Origin of the sequence: Streptococcus sp. CL6.22 (assembly GCF_049738055.1) — a bacterium.
Classification (GTDB): Bacteria; Bacillota; Bacilli; order Lactobacillales; family Streptococcaceae; genus Streptococcus; species Streptococcus mitis_DJ.
In genome coordinates, this window is the sequence record NZ_JBKOTV010000001.1 from 73337 (window position 1) to 87634 (window position 14298).

Genomic DNA, 14298 nt, shown 5'->3' on the forward strand with positions numbered 1-14298 from the left:
TTTTTGCTATGTTGAAAATTTATAAATCTTCTAAGTTAACTACCTCCAAACCCTGTTCTGTTAAGCGATAGATGATCGAACAAACTTCTTTTAAGAAACGTCTGTCATGCGAAACAGTGATGAGACCGCCTGGGTAAGTGGCAAAGAGTTTTCTGATTTGGGGTTGAGAAGTGGGAGAAAAGTTTCGTGTAGGTTCATCCAGAAGAAGAAAATTTGGTTTGCGCAAGACTAAATCCAAAAGCAGGAGTTTTCCTTGTTGACCACCAGACAAAGAGCGGATTTGGTGCTGCATTTCTGGATAACTGAAATTGAGACTGGCTAGGTGGGATTGGATTTTCTGTAGTTCCTCTTTTTCTCCAGTTTGGCTGAGGTAGGCTACTGGAGATAAATCTAATTGCAGTTTTTGCTGGTAATCTTGTGGCATAAAACCAAGAGCAATCTCTCTTTTGGTATTTAATAGTTGCTGTAACTTGGCTAACAGAGTTGATTTCCCAATACCATTTGGGCCGATGATACCGATTTTTTCTTGCCCACGGACAGTTAGTTGTAGTCCCTGAGACAAAATTCGGTCTCCGATGGACAAATTTTCTTTTTCCAGTTGGATTAAGACTTTAGATGCCGGTAATGGATGTATATCTGAGAAAAAAAGTCTAATTTCTTCCTCTTCAAGTGGCTTTTGGGTCATGGACTGAGCTGCCCTTTCGTAGCGTTTTTCTTGTGAGAGGACAGTTTTCATCTTTTTAGCTAATAGGCGACCGGCAGTACTGTCTTTGGTAGCTCGAAGTGCAGTTTCTACATTTTGCTTAACTCGTTGATGTTTTTCCATGGTTTTATCGTAGGCTCTTTGGTCGTTGGCTGCTTGCTGGCTTTGTCTGGCAAAATTAGCCTTTCTCTGGTCGCTATAGCTATCATAGTCTAAATGCTCTACTAACGTTTCTGCTTCTTTACGGTGCTTGACCAGTCGCAAGTGGACAATAGTGTCTGCCGTTTGAGACAGAAAGTCCTCATCATGGGAGATGAAAATAACAGTTTGCCTCATCTTCTGTATCTGTCTTTTTAGCCAATCAACCGTCTCAAGGTCTAGGTCATTTGAAGGTTCATCTAGAAATAGAATCTCAAAGGGTTTGGCTAACTCATGGATGAGCTGAATTTTCAAAGCTTCGCCTCCTGATAGACTGCCAATCTCTTGGTTGCTAGCGAAGCGATCGCCATCAAAATGCAATTCCTCAGCCAAACGATAGAGGATACTGTAGTCTAAATCAAGAGAATCTAAAAAGAAGTAGTCGTGTAGACTTTTCTTTTTCAGCTCCTCGGGAAGTTTTTGAGGAATATAGGCCAGTGACTGATAGTCAGACTGGATGTCTCCCTTGATAGTGAAATCAGACAAAGTTTCCCCCATTAAAGTTTTAAGTAAGGTTGATTTGCCATTTCCTTCCTCTCCAATAATAGCTACTTTTTCCCCGTCTTGGATGGTCATGTTTAAGTCTGAGACAAGATCTCGTAAATCTTTGTTTTGTGTGATGGTCAGATGATTGATTTTTATCATATTGTTGCCCTTTCTAGAATGTCGATAGTGCATAACAAAAAGCTCTACTTTATCTAGTAGAGCCAAAGTTTATGTCAAAAAACTCTATTAATACTCTTCGAAAATCTCTTCAAACCACGTCAGCGTCGCCTTACCGTAGATATATGTAACTGACTTCGTCAGTCTTATCTACAACCTCAAAGCAGTGCTTTGAGCAACCTGCGGCTAGCTTCCTAGTTTGCTCTTTGATTTTCATTGAGTATAAAATGCCAGAAAAAGAGCATAAAAGAGTACACAAAAAGAGACAAAAACAAGATCTACTAAATAAAGGTTCTTTATTTGATAGACTTAGTTGTTCATGTCTCCCTTACCTCCGAGTATTAGTATCTCTATACTATACCTTTCAGGATATTTTGTCAACAGAAAACTGACAATTCTAATCTCTAAAATCCGAAAACAGGTCCATAAAGAGTTAGTACGTGTTTGACATGCTCGTAATGGAACTTGTCATAGTTGCGCCAAGCGGTACGTGCTTGATCGTTTAGTTTTAGGCTACCAAGGCCTATCAGAAGACTGGTACGTTGGTAAAATTTCTCAAGGTCGATTAAGATACTGTTGTCCAACTTTTCCGCTTTTTTGAGCTCTTTTATAGTAGTGTTTAGCAGCTCTTGTAGTCGAGTATCATCTGCAGTACCCTGTTTGCAGCTTTGGAAACTTTTATTTAACTCGGATAGGAGTTGGGTTGCATTAGTAATGAGTTCTTTGTCTTCCATATGAGCATCCTCCTTGCTCTGATGTATTATTGCCTATAGTATAGCACTAAAAAACAAAAATGTCATAGTAAATATGTTAAAAAATCGAATTTTAATTATAAAGTTTGCCGTGCTGATTTGTAGCCTTTTCATGGTATAATCAAGAGAGTAAATCTTTATGGAGGAAGTATGAAATTAAATATTCAAGAAATTCGTAAGCAGTCTGAAGGCTTGCATTTTGAACAAATGTTAGACCTAGCCGCCGACCTACGTGCACGTAATCAAGAAATTTTAGATGTAAAAGATATCCTTGCAGTTGGAAAAGTACAGTACGAAGACCGTATGTATTTCTTAGACTATCAGTTGTCTTATACCATTGTCCTTGCTTCAAGTCGTAGTATGGAGCCAGTTGAGTTAGTTGAATCTTATCCAGTAACGGAAGTTTTCATGGAAGGCGCAACTAACCAACTAGATCAGGAAGTTTTAGACGATGATTTGGTCTTGCCTATCGAAAATGGAGAACTTGATCTTGCTGAGAGCGTGTCAGACAATATCCTACTAAATATTCCTATTAAGGTCTTGACGGCTGAAGAAGAAGCTGGTCAAGGATTTGTTTCAGGAAATGACTGGCAAATCATGACAGAGGAAGAATACCAAGCTCAACAAGCAGTTAAGAAAGAAGAAAACAGTCCTTTTGCTGGCTTACAAGGACTATTTGATGGAGACGAATAATGGTCTTGTCAAAAAAACGCGCACGAAAGGTGCTACAAGAAATCATTGCTCTTTTTCCAGATGCCAAGCCCAGTCTTGATTTTACCAATCATTTTGAACTTTTGGTTGCGGTCATGTTGTCAGCGCAGACGACGGATGCAGCGGTAAATAAGGCCACACCAGGTCTCTTTGCTGCCTTTCCAACGCCACAAGCCATGTCTGTTGCAACAGAAAGTGAGATTGCTTCACACATTTCTCGCCTGGGACTGTATCGAAATAAGGCTAAATTCCTTAAAAAATGTGCCCAACAGTTACTAGACGATTTTGATGGCCAAGTTCCTCAAACACGTGAGGAATTAGAGAGTTTAGCAGGTGTTGGTCGCAAAACAGCCAATGTAGTCATGAGTGTGGGGTTTGGGATTCCAGCCTTTGCAGTGGATACTCATGTGGAGCGTATTTGCAAACACCACGATATTGTCAAAAAATCAGCGACACCGCTTGAGGTGGAAAAACGAGTTATGGATATCTTGCCACCGGAGCAGTGGTTAGCAGCCCATCAGGCCATGATTTATTTTGGAAGAGCCATTTGCCATCCTAAAAATCCAGAGTGTGACCAGTACCCACAGTTATATGACTTTAGCAATTTATAAGCAATTTATAAGATGAGGTTTCAAAAGTTTTTGCTTGATTTTAAGCATGCTTTGTGCTATAGTATTTGATAACTAAATATTCCTTTAAACCTGTCCCGTGAGGCAGGCAAGGAGCGCGATAAAGTAGAAGGGTGAAGTCTATACTGTTTCCAGTAGGGCTTACTTAGCTATACATTTCAAGTCTCCTTGTTTAAGGAGACTTTTCTTTTTGGAGGTTTGTCATGAAGGCAAAAGAAGTTGTAGACGAATTGACCGTCAAACGAGCGATTACGCGTATTACATATGAGATTATCGAACGCAACAAAGATTTGAATAAAATCGTCTTGGCTGGTATTAAAACTCGTGGTGTCTTTATCGCCCACCGAATCCAAGAACGTTTGGAGCAACTAGAAAATCTTTCAGTTCCTGTTGTGGAATTGGATACCAAACCTTTCCGTGATGATGTTAAAAGTGGAGAAGATACTTCTTTGGTTTCTGTTGATGTGACAGACCGTGAAGTTATCTTGGTGGACGATGTGCTCTATACAGGCCGTACTATCCGTGCTGCTATTGATAATATTGTCGGTCATGGTCGTCCTGCGCGCGTGAGTTTAGCAGTTCTAGTCGATCGTGGACATAGAGAATTGCCAATCCGTCCAGATTACGTTGGAAAAAATATCCCAACTAGTCGTTCTGAAGAAATCATCGTAGAGATGGCAGAACTTGATGGCCAAGACAGAGTTCTGATTACTGAAGAAGCTTAGAAAGCTGAAGGAGTAGCCATGTCAGAAAATCAACAAGCATTGAACCATGTAGTGTCCATGGAAGACCTCACTGTCGATCAAGTCATGAAATTGATCAAGCGAGGAATTGAGTTTAAAAACGGAGCTCAGCTTCCCTACGAGGACCATCCGATTGTTTCCAATCTTTTCTTTGAGGATTCTACACGGACGCATAAGTCCTTTGAAGTGGCAGAGATTAAACTGGGATTGGAACGACTTGACTTTGATGTGAAAACTAGTTCGGTTAATAAGGGTGAGACACTTTATGATACCATCCTTACTCTGTCTGCTTTAGGAGTGGATGTCTGTGTGATTCGCCACCCTGAGGTTGACTACTACAGAGAGTTAATTGCAAGTCCAACGATTACGACTTCCATTATCAATGGTGGAGATGGTTCGGGACAACATCCTAGCCAGAGCTTGCTTGATTTGATGACTATTTATGAGGAATTTGGTCACTTTGAGGGTCTCAAGGTTGCGATTGCAGGTGACTTGGACCACTCACGCGTTGCCAAATCTAATATGCAGATTTTGAAACGCTTGGGAGCTGAACTTTACTTTGCTGGACCTGAGGAATGGAGAAGTCAAGAGTTTGCAGACTATGGACAGTTTGTAACTATTGATGAAATTATTGATCAGGTGGATGTCATGATGTTTCTCCGTGTGCAACATGAACGTCATGATAGTGGAGCTGTCTTTTCAAAAGAAGACTACCATGCCCAACATGGCTTGACTCAAGAACGTTACGATCGTTTGAAAGAAACAGCAATCCTTATGCACCCAGCTCCAGTCAATCGTGATGTAGAAATCGCAGACCACTTGGTTGAAGCACCAAAATCACGGATTGTCCAACAAATGACCAATGGTGTTTTTGTTCGAATGGCAATCTTAGAATCCGTACTGGCGAGTAGAAACGCCAACTAAAACACAAGACGTTAAAAGACGCCAGTGAGCGTCCACGAGAGGTGAAAATATGACAAAAAGACTTCTAGTATTAGAAGATGGCACAGTTTTTGAAGGCAAGGCCTTCGGAGCAGATATTGATGTAACAGGCGAAATCGTCTTTAATACAGGGATGACCGGCTATCAAGAATCCATTACAGACCAGTCTTATAATGGACAAATCTTGACCTTTACTTATCCTTTGGTGGGAAATTATGGAATTAACCGTGATGATTACGAATCCATTATTCCAACTTGTAAGGGAGTCGTTGTTTTCGAAGAAGCACGTAGAGCTAGTAACTGGCGCAACCAAATGACCTTGGATGAATTTTTGAAAGCAAAGAAAATTCCTGGTATTTCAGGGATTGATACGCGTGCCCTTACCAAGATTATCCGTAAGCATGGTACCATGCGAGCAACCTTGACCCATGTTGGGGACAGCATGGACCATGTGACGGACCAGCTGCAAGCAACAGTCTTGCCGACAGACAATATCAAACAGGTTTCCACTAAAACTTCCTATCCAGCTCCAGGAGTTGGTTTGAGTGTGGTGCTAGTGGACTTTGGTCTTAAGCACTCAATCCTACGTGAACTTTCTAAGCGTAACTGTAACGTGACGGTTGTTCCGTATTCAACAACTGCGGAAGAAATTCTCCATCTCAATCCTGACGGAGTTATGTTGTCAAATGGTCCAGGTAACCCAGAAGATGTTCCACAGGCACTAGATATGATTCGTGGTGTGCAAGGAAAAATTCCAATCTTTGGTATTTGTATGGGGCATCAACTCTTTGCTATGGCAAACGGGGCTAAGACTTACAAGATGAAGTTTGGTCACCGTGGATTCAACCATGCGGTACGTGAAATTGCTACAGGACGTGTGGATTTTACAAGTCAAAACCATGGTTATGCAGTTAGCCGTGAGGATTTGCCAGAACACTTGATTATCACCCACGAAGAAATCAATGACAAGTCAGTTGAAGGTGTGCGTCACAGATACCAACCTGCTTTCTCTGTCCAATACCATCCAGATGCAGCTCCTGGTCCTCATGATGCAAGCTACCTATTTGACGAGTTTATCGAGATGATGGAAGCTTTTAAACAATCAAACTAAGAACGAGTAAAAGCTCGTCGGAGAATTTATTTAATGGCAACCTGAGAGTTGCCGAATAGAAAGACAGGTCGTTTCTTTTAGTCGCTATCAGGCGAACTAAAAACTCCCTGCACTAGATTTTTTATCGAAAAATATCGTTTCGCTAAAAAATCGTCGGAGAATTTATTTAATGTCGCTCTGTGAGGCGACGAATAGAAAGGAGAAGGGTGGTCCGTATTTGCTGAACTGAATACGGGCTACGGACGGTGCTAAAAAGATAGTTATTCCTAGAACTGATAGTTCTTCGTCATAACTCCTATTTTAGCTTTGTCCGCTTGACGCCCTTAATATCTTATAAATGCCTAAACGTACTGATATTCAAAAAATTATGGTGATTGGTTCTGGTCCGATTATTATTGGTCAGGCTGCTGAGTTTGACTACGCTGGGACCCAGGCTTGCTTGTCGTTGAAAGAGGAAGGTTATGAGGTTGTCTTGGTTAACTCAAATCCTGCAACTATCATGACGGACAAGGAAATTGCTGATAAGGTTTATATTGAACCAATTACACTTGAGTTTGTGACACGTATTCTTCGTAAGGAGCGTCCCGACGCCTTGCTACCAACACTCGGTGGTCAGACAGGTCTCAACATGGCTATGGAATTATCGAAAAATGGTATCCTTGATGAGCTTGGTGTTGAGCTTTTGGGTACTAAACTATCTGCCATCGACCAAGCGGAGGACCGTGACCTCTTTAAACAATTGATGGAAGAGCTCAACCAACCCATTCCAGAATCTGAAATTGTCAACACAGTCGAAGAAGCAGTTGCCTTTGCAGCAACAATTGGCTACCCAGTCATCGTTCGCCCAGCCTTTACACTTGGTGGTACTGGTGGTGGTATGTGTGCTAATGAGGAAGAATTGCGTGAAATCGCTGAAAATGGATTGAAATTATCACCTGTGACCCAATGTTTGATTGAGCGTTCAATCGCAGGTTTCAAGGAAATCGAATACGAAGTGATGCGTGACTCAGCTGATAATGCTTTGGTTGTTTGTAACATGGAAAACTTTGACCCAGTTGGGATTCACACAGGGGATTCCATTGTATTTGCTCCTGCGCAAACCATGTCAGACTATGAGAACCAAATGCTACGTGATGCGAGCTTGAGCATCATTCGTGCCCTTAAGATTGAAGGTGGGTGTAACGTTCAGCTAGCACTTGATCCCCACAGCTTCAAGTACTATGTCATCGAAGTAAACCCTCGTGTATCGCGTTCGTCAGCCCTGGCATCTAAGGCGACAGGGTATCCGATTGCAAAATTGGCTGCTAAGATTTCAGTAGGTTTGACTTTGGATGAGGTTATTAACCCAGTTACAGGTTCAACCTATGCCATGTTTGAGCCTGCCCTTGACTACGTGGTTGCCAAGATTCCTCGTTTCCCATTTGACAAGTTTGAAAAGGGTGAACGCCGTCTTGGTACCCAGATGAAGGCGACTGGGGAAGTCATGGCGATTGGTCGAAACATCGAAGAATCTCTCCTTAAGGCCTGTCGCTCCCTTGAAATTGGGGTGCACCACAATGAAATGCCTGAACTTGCCAGTGTTTCAGATGATGACTTGATTGAAAAAGTAGTCAAAGCCCAAGACGATCGTCTTTTCTATGTATCAGAAGCAATTCGTCGTGGCTACACACCAGAAGAAATTGCAGAGCTTACAAAAATTGATATTTTTTATCTGGATAAACTCTTGCATATCTTTGAAATTGAGCAGGAGTTGGGCGCACATCCTCAGGATGTCGATGTCCTGAAAACAGCTAAACTAAATGGATTTTCAGACCGTAAGGTTGCTGAACTCTGGGAAACGACAGCTGACCAAGTTCGCCAACTTCGTTTGGAAAACAAGATTGTTCCTGTTTATAAGATGGTAGATACTTGTGCGGCAGAATTTGACTCTGAAACACCATACTTCTATTCAACCTATGGTTGGGAAAACGAGTCTATCAAGTCTGATAAGGAATCCGTTCTAGTTCTAGGTTCTGGTCCAATCCGTATCGGTCAAGGGGTCGAGTTTGACTACGCAACTGTTCATTCAGTTAAGGCTATTCAGGCGGCTGGCTATGAAGCCATCATCATGAATTCAAACCCAGAGACCGTTTCTACAGACTTCTCTGTATCAGATAAGCTTTACTTTGAGCCATTGACATTTGAAGATGTTATGAACGTCATTGACTTGGAGCAACCAAAAGGTGTTATTGTTCAGTTCGGTGGTCAAACAGCTATCAACCTAGCTGAACCATTGGCTAAAGCAGGTGTGACTATTCTTGGTACGCAAGTAGCTGACCTAGACCGTGCGGAAGACCGTGACCTCTTCGAGCAAGCTCTAAAAGATTTGGATATTCCACAGCCACCAGGACAAACGGCTACCAATGAAGAAGAAGCAGTTCTTGCAGCTCGCAAGATTGGCTTCCCAGTTCTTGTCCGCCCATCTTATGTACTTGGTGGACGTGCCATGGAAATCGTTGAAAACGAAGAAGACCTTCGCTCTTATATGCGTACTGCGGTTAAGGCAAGTCCAGACCACCCTGTTCTTGTTGACTCTTATATCGTCGGACAAGAGTGTGAAGTCGATGCCATTTCAGACGGACAAAATGTCCTCATCCCAGGTATCATGGAGCATATTGAACGTGCTGGTGTCCACTCAGGTGACTCAATGGCCGTTTACCCACCACAAACCTTGTCGCAAAAGGTGCAAGAAACAATCGCAGACTATACTAAACGCCTAGCAATCGGTCTTAACTGCCTTGGAATGATGAACATCCAGTTTGTCATCAAGGATGAAAAAGTCTATGTTATTGAGGTCAATCCACGTGCTAGCCGTACGGTGCCATTCCTTTCTAAGGTAACCAATATCCCTATGGCTCAAGTAGCAACCAAGCTCATTCTGGGGCAAAAACTTGAAGAACTTGGCTACCAAGATGGACTTTACCCTGAAAGTACCCGCGTTCATATCAAGGCACCTGTCTTCTCCTTTACGAAACTAGCTAAGGTAGACAGCTTACTTGGTCCTGAAATGAAGTCAACAGGGGAAGTTATGGGTTCTGATACGACTTTGGAAAAAGCTCTCTATAAGGCCTTTGAAGCTTCTTACTTACACTTGCCAACTTTTGGTAACGTTGTATTTACTATCGCTGATGATGCCAAAGAAGAAGCTTTGGACTTGGCTCATCGTTTCCAAAATATTGGCTATGGAATCCTCGCGACAGAAGGGACAGCAGCCTTCTTTGCCAGTCATGGATTACAAGCCCAACCTGTTGGTAAGATTGGTGATGACGATAAGGATATTCCAAGCTTTGTTCGTAAAGGAAGAATTCAAGCTATCATTAACACAGTAGGAACAAAACGAACTGCTGACGAAGATGGAGAGCAGATTCGCCGTTCAGCTATTGAACACGGAGTGCCCCTCTTCACAGCCCTAGATACAGCTAACGCCATGCTTAAAGTATTGGAAAGCCGTAGTTTTGTCACAGAAGCAATTTAAATAGAAAAAAGAGAAGGTGTAACAATCTTCTCTTTTTTGTTATATTTTTTCTTGTAAACTACTGCTTAATCAGCTTTTGCGATAAGCTTTAATACTGTGGCTATACCACTCCTGCATTTCTTTTGATGGTGGTGTCATATAATCCCCATACATCTGGGTTAAAAATTGATCATATTTTTTAGGGACGGGCAACATACGGCCTTCAAACTCAGTTAAGATGAGTTCTTTAAAGGTATCAACTGGGAAGACTTCTTTCATACCTTCCTTACCAATCCCAATTCCTCCTTCATATTGAGGAGTGTTGGTTGCAGCATTTTTGACCAGCTGATCAATTTTCTTGTAAAAGTAACGGGGATTGACCACTCGGAGGGCGTACCAGCTACATAATCTTAGAAAATCTTTTAACTTGCTATCACCGTGAACTGCGCGTGATTTTTTAATATAAGCTAGTTGACGAAGGGCTACATACTTATAACTCTTGTCGACAATGCTCAAGTCTGTAAAGCGATCAATTGGGAAGACATCGATAAAGAGACTGGTGTCATGACGCTTGTACTTAACATGATCTTCGATAACAGTAGAAGTATCCAAAATCGATGCGAAATTATGGAAGTACCAAGAAGAAGTGTCGTAGGATAGAACCTTATAACGTGGATTGTCTTCTTCCTCAATAATTTTCAATAAGCGCTCATAATCTTCACGATAAAGGGAAATATCGATATCATCGTCCCAGGGAATCATACCTTTGTGGCGGATAGCTCCAAGCATGGTTCCATAACTTAGAAAATAAGGAATATCATGTTTCTTACAAGTCTCATCAATATAGTCTAGCAGGGCTAGTTGAATTTCTTTAATTTCTTCTTTTTCTAAATACTGCATCCTAATCCTCCAATTTATAAGCGTGAAATTCATGACTGTAGAAGCGTTTTTCTTCTGGTGGTAGGGTCATATAATCTCCATAAAATTGTGTCAAAATAGTATCAAATTTTTCAGGTGCTGGAAGGCTTAAATTTTCAAAGGGAAGATTGATTGTTTTATCGAAGGTACCACTTGGGAAGACTTCCTTTTCCTTAAATTTAGAAGGGATAAAAGCCATATACTGCCCATCCTTACGACTATATTTTTGAATTTCTTTCTCGATTTTATGTGCGAAATAACGAGGAGAAACAGGTCGAAGGAGTAACCAGAATGCTGTTCGTATCCAATCTTTTAAAAGGCTATCTTTATAGACAATATTTTTGTGTTTACTGAAAGACAGAAGTTTGAAGCTTTCCAGTTTATAACAAGTATCAATGACCTTAGGATCATCAAAGCGATCCATAGGGAAAATATCGATAAAAACACCTGACTCATATGTTTTTGTATTCCGAGTATCAATAATTTTGGTCGTACTGTCAGTTATTTTGATAAAGTTGTTAAAGTAGTTCTTATCAGTTTCTAAGGAAAGGAGCTTATATTTGCTTTTCTCCTTTTGAAAAATGTTTATAAATCGTTGGTAGTCTTCTCGAGGCATGGACAGATCAATATCGTCGTCCCAAGGAATAAAGCCCTCATGTCGAACCGCCCCAATCAGAGTACCGTAGTTAATAATATAGTTGATATTGTGCTTTTTACAGAGAATATCAATATAATCCAAAATTTCTAATTCAATTTGTTTGGCATCTTCAATGGTTAGTTGTTTCATTCTATACTCCTAAGATTTTTTGAATTTATTTTTTAAGGCTAGGACATGGTTTAAAAATTCATAGAAAATGCTATCTTTTGTGAAGGCAAGTAGACCAATATAAGAGATGGCTGATAGCAAGACAATCAAACCAGTATTAATCAAAAATGGCAAATTAATGACCATATCCACGGGATACAAGAAATTAATCAGGAAATAAATTCCTACAAAGGAAAGTGAAAAGAGCGAGTATCGAACAGTATAGCTAAAGATATGTCCTAAGTGGATGAGTTGTTTTCTATGGATGAAAATGATATAGAAAACAAGTAGAGAGGCCTCTGATAGCATAGTTGTCAGTAAGTAGTATTCAGGAGCCACGATATTGTTGAAAAAGAGGAGACTATTTAATCCCAAATTGAGTAGCCCAGCAAAGACTGTGTAAACTGTGATTCGTTTTTCATAGCCATTTGTAAAGAGAATTTGGGAACCAAGAATGGTATCTAAGGCCAGGATAATCGTACGAAAAGCGAAGAGAGAGGTTAAGATACCACCTCCGATATATTTTTCACTACCGTAAAGTAGGATGGCATTTGGTCCTAAAACCATGAGTCCAAAACTCAGTGGAATGATAAAGAAGTTAAAGATTCGACTGCCTCTGTTAACAAGTGCGACATAGGCTTCCTTATCGCCTTTTCCTAGATAGTAACTGAGACGAGGCACACTCACTCCGATAGCTCCTGTTACAACACCAGCTATAACGGTCACAATTCGTTGAGCCATGGTATAGTAACTAACATTGACATCAATCCCTGTTTTAACGAGGAAAAGACGATCCAAAAAAGTGAAGAGCATATTGGCATTGGCAAAGACCAACATGGCTGTTAGAGGGAGAAAGAGAGGTTTAAAATCACTTATGTGAATCTTAACAAGCTTAATGTCTCTTTTAATCCAAAAATAACTAATCAGATAGTTAATCAGTGTCGATAAACTCATCACAAGTGTATAGACAACAATATCGTGTTCATTTTTGACAAACAGGAAAATAGATACCAGCATCAGGATACGGATGAAGGCAGTCTTGTAAAAGAGAAAACTGTAATTTTCCAGAGCTTCATTAACCCACTCGATTGAAAAAATCTGTGCAATGAGTTGAATCCCCATAACAAGGTAGACTTTTTTGATGATTGGATTATCAGTAAAGAAGAGAGGATAGGCTAGGATATAGACAGCAGTGGTCAAAATTGTACAAGCTATGCACAAATAAAAAAGACTAGAGAAGGTTCTATTCAGATCTTTTTTGTTATCCTTGACATTACTGATGGCCCGTAAACCGTAGTTATAGACCCCATAAGTCGCAAAGGGTAAGAAAAATGACAAAATTGTGTCGACTGAGTTGAAGTAACCATAGTCAGTTCGGTCCAAGACACGAGCGACGTAGGTACCAGTTAAGATGGGAAAAATAATATTCAAGACACGAATTCCCATGTAAGATAGAGCATTTAATTTTATACTTTTCATTCAATTTACCTCGTTTTTCATTATATCATAAAGTCAGCTAATAAGAAATGAAGGGCAGTAATACTCTTCGAAAATCAAATTCAAACCACGTCAGCGTCGCCTTACCGTACTCAAGTACAGCTTACGGCTAGCTTCCTAGTTTGCTTTTTGATTTTCATTGAGTATAAGTCAAGTAATCACTTTGAAGTTTCAAAGCTTAATTTTAAGTTTTCTTTAAGAAAACTATATTATTCTGAAGAACTCTAAAATTTCACAGCCATTTATTAGTAATGACTACAGAATTCCTAGTCACTACTAGAAATGGACCAGTTTCTTTGAATAATGGAACTGCTTAATCCTCCTATTCTAGAACGGGATGACTAGTATTTCTTTTATGATAGGACTAGATTGTGGTATAATAGAGAGAATAAGTTTTTTTAGTAAGACAAAGGAGAAAAAAGATGATTTATGCAGGAATTCTTGCTGGTGGAACTGGCACACGTATGGGAATCAGTAACTTGCCAAAACAATTTTTAGAGCTAGGTGATCGACCTATCTTGATTCATACAATTGAAAAATTTGTCTTGGAACCAAGTATTGAAAAAATTGTAGTTGGGGTTCATGGAGACTGGGTTTCTCATGCAGAAGATCTTGTAGATAAATATCTTCCTCTTCATAAGGAACGTATCATCATTACAAAAGGTGGTGCTGACCGCAATACAAGTATTGAGAAAATCATTGAAGCCATTGATGCTTATCGTCCGCTTACTCCAGAGGATATCGTTGTTACCCACGATTCTGTTCGTCCATTTATTACGCTTCGCATGATTCAAGATAATATCAAACTTTGTCAAGATCATGACGCAGTGGACACAGTAGTAGAAGCGGTTGATACTATCGTTGAAAGTACCAATGGTCAATTCATTACAGATATTCCAAATCGTGCTCACCTTTATCAAGGACAAACACCTCAAACATTCCGTTGCAAGGACTTCATGGACCTTTACGGCTCTCTCTCTGCTGAAGAGAAAGAAATCTTGACAGATGCATGTAAAATCTTTGTGATTAAAGGAAAAGATGTGGCCTTGGCCAAGGGTGAATACTCAAATCTGAAGATTACAACCGTGACAGACTTGAAGATTGCAAAAAGTATGATTGAGAAAGACTAGTAA

The 14298-nt window shown here is 40.3% G+C and carries 12 protein-coding genes; 7 read left to right on the forward strand and 5 right to left on the reverse strand.

What is annotated here, in order from left to right; all coding sequences use genetic code 11:
- Nucleotides 1–19: 19 nt before the first annotated feature.
- Nucleotides 20–1579, reverse strand: a complete 1560-nt coding sequence (locus tag ACLNCW_RS00395; RefSeq protein WP_424845176.1) for an ATP-binding cassette domain-containing protein — start codon at nt 1577–1579, stop codon at nt 20–22.
- A gap of 389 nt (nt 1580–1968) precedes the next feature.
- Nucleotides 1969–2298, reverse strand: coding sequence for a helicase BlpT (locus tag ACLNCW_RS00400; protein WP_125393578.1), 330 nt, complete (start codon nt 2296–2298; stop codon nt 1969–1971).
- A gap of 168 nt (nt 2299–2466) precedes the next feature.
- Between ACLNCW_RS00400 and ACLNCW_RS00405 the strand changes: the two genes are divergently transcribed.
- The 6 genes from ACLNCW_RS00405 (at nt 2467) to carB (ending at nt 9966) form a co-directional block, all read left to right on the forward strand.
- The gene (locus ACLNCW_RS00405) at nt 2467–3009 is read left to right on the forward strand and encodes a YceD family protein (RefSeq protein WP_049546493.1); all 543 of its coding nucleotides are present in this window, start codon (nt 2467–2469) and stop codon (nt 3007–3009) included.
- Nucleotides 3009–3638, forward strand: a complete 630-nt coding sequence (gene nth, locus ACLNCW_RS00410; RefSeq protein WP_049546494.1) for an endonuclease III — start codon at nt 3009–3011, stop codon at nt 3636–3638. Before ACLNCW_RS00405 ends, nth begins: the two co-directional genes overlap by 1 nt.
- 221 nt (nt 3639–3859) lie before the next feature.
- Nucleotides 3860–4381: a bifunctional pyr operon transcriptional regulator/uracil phosphoribosyltransferase PyrR gene (pyrR, locus tag ACLNCW_RS00415; RefSeq protein WP_000644747.1), complete on the forward strand. Its 522-nt coding sequence runs from the start codon at nt 3860–3862 to the stop codon at nt 4379–4381.
- Between the two features lie 18 nt (nt 4382–4399).
- A complete protein-coding gene (locus ACLNCW_RS00420; RefSeq protein ID WP_004260121.1) occupies nt 4400–5323 on the forward strand; it encodes an aspartate carbamoyltransferase catalytic subunit in 924 nt (307 codons plus the stop codon).
- A 49-nt stretch (nt 5324–5372) separates the two neighbouring features.
- Nucleotides 5373–6452 carry a carbamoyl phosphate synthase small subunit gene (locus tag ACLNCW_RS00425; RefSeq protein WP_000166853.1) on the forward strand — a complete coding sequence of 360 codons (1080 nt, stop codon included), beginning with the start codon at nt 5373–5375 and terminating at the stop codon, nt 6450–6452.
- Nucleotides 6453–6789: 337 nt separating this feature from the next.
- Complete coding sequence (gene carB, locus ACLNCW_RS00430) at nt 6790–9966, forward strand: carbamoyl-phosphate synthase large subunit (protein ID WP_424845177.1); 3177 nt, start codon at nt 6790–6792, stop codon at nt 9964–9966.
- 69 nt (nt 9967–10035) lie between these two features.
- Here carB and ACLNCW_RS00435 read toward each other — a convergent pair whose 3' ends face one another.
- The 3 genes from ACLNCW_RS00435 to tacF are packed head-to-tail and all read right to left on the reverse strand — an operon-like array spanning nt 10036 to nt 13147.
- A complete protein-coding gene (locus ACLNCW_RS00435) occupies nt 10036–10845 on the reverse strand; it encodes a LicD family protein (RefSeq protein WP_084947121.1) in 810 nt (269 codons plus the stop codon).
- A 1-nt stretch (nt 10846) separates the two neighbouring features.
- Nucleotides 10847–11650, reverse strand: a complete 804-nt coding sequence (locus tag ACLNCW_RS00440; protein WP_045597120.1) for a LicD family protein — start codon at nt 11648–11650, stop codon at nt 10847–10849.
- 9 nt (nt 11651–11659) lie between these two features.
- Nucleotides 11660–13147, reverse strand: a complete 1488-nt coding sequence (tacF, locus tag ACLNCW_RS00445; RefSeq protein ID WP_033687092.1) for a type IV teichoic acid flippase TacF — start codon at nt 13145–13147, stop codon at nt 11660–11662.
- A gap of 440 nt (nt 13148–13587) precedes the next feature.
- Here tacF and ACLNCW_RS00450 point away from each other — a divergent pair, with 440 nt between their 5' ends.
- Nucleotides 13588–14295 carry an IspD/TarI family cytidylyltransferase gene (locus ACLNCW_RS00450; protein WP_424845178.1) on the forward strand — a complete coding sequence of 236 codons (708 nt, stop codon included), beginning with the start codon at nt 13588–13590 and terminating at the stop codon, nt 14293–14295.
- Nucleotides 14296–14298: the final 3 nt, after the last annotated feature.

Excerpts from the sequence above, each read along its gene's own strand:
- ACLNCW_RS00420 (WP_004260121.1), top strand. The coding sequence starts at position 4,400 with ATGTCAGAAAATCAACAAGCATTGAACCATGTAGTGTCCATGGAAGAC.
- pyrR (WP_000644747.1), top strand. The coding sequence starts at position 3,860 with ATGAAGGCAAAAGAAGTTGTAGACGAATTGACCGTCAAACGAGCGATT.
- nth (WP_049546494.1), top strand. The coding sequence starts at position 3,009 with ATGGTCTTGTCAAAAAAACGCGCACGAAAGGTGCTACAAGAAATCATT.
- ACLNCW_RS00450 (WP_424845178.1), top strand. The coding sequence starts at position 13,588 with ATGATTTATGCAGGAATTCTTGCTGGTGGAACTGGCACACGTATGGGA.
- ACLNCW_RS00400 (WP_125393578.1), bottom strand. The coding sequence starts at position 2,298 with ATGGAAGACAAAGAACTCATTACTAATGCAACCCAACTCCTATCCGAG.
- carB (WP_424845177.1), top strand. The coding sequence starts at position 6,790 with ATGCCTAAACGTACTGATATTCAAAAAATTATGGTGATTGGTTCTGGT.
- ACLNCW_RS00405 (WP_049546493.1), top strand. The coding sequence starts at position 2,467 with ATGAAATTAAATATTCAAGAAATTCGTAAGCAGTCTGAAGGCTTGCAT.
- ACLNCW_RS00425 (WP_000166853.1), top strand. The coding sequence starts at position 5,373 with ATGACAAAAAGACTTCTAGTATTAGAAGATGGCACAGTTTTTGAAGGC.
- ACLNCW_RS00395 (WP_424845176.1), bottom strand. The coding sequence starts at position 1,579 with ATGCACTATCGACATTCTAGAAAGGGCAACAATATGATAAAAATCAAT.
- tacF (WP_033687092.1), bottom strand. The coding sequence starts at position 13,147 with ATGAAAAGTATAAAATTAAATGCTCTATCTTACATGGGAATTCGTGTC.
- ACLNCW_RS00440 (WP_045597120.1), bottom strand. The coding sequence starts at position 11,650 with ATGAAACAACTAACCATTGAAGATGCCAAACAAATTGAATTAGAAATT.
- ACLNCW_RS00435 (WP_084947121.1), bottom strand. The coding sequence starts at position 10,845 with ATGCAGTATTTAGAAAAAGAAGAAATTAAAGAAATTCAACTAGCCCTG.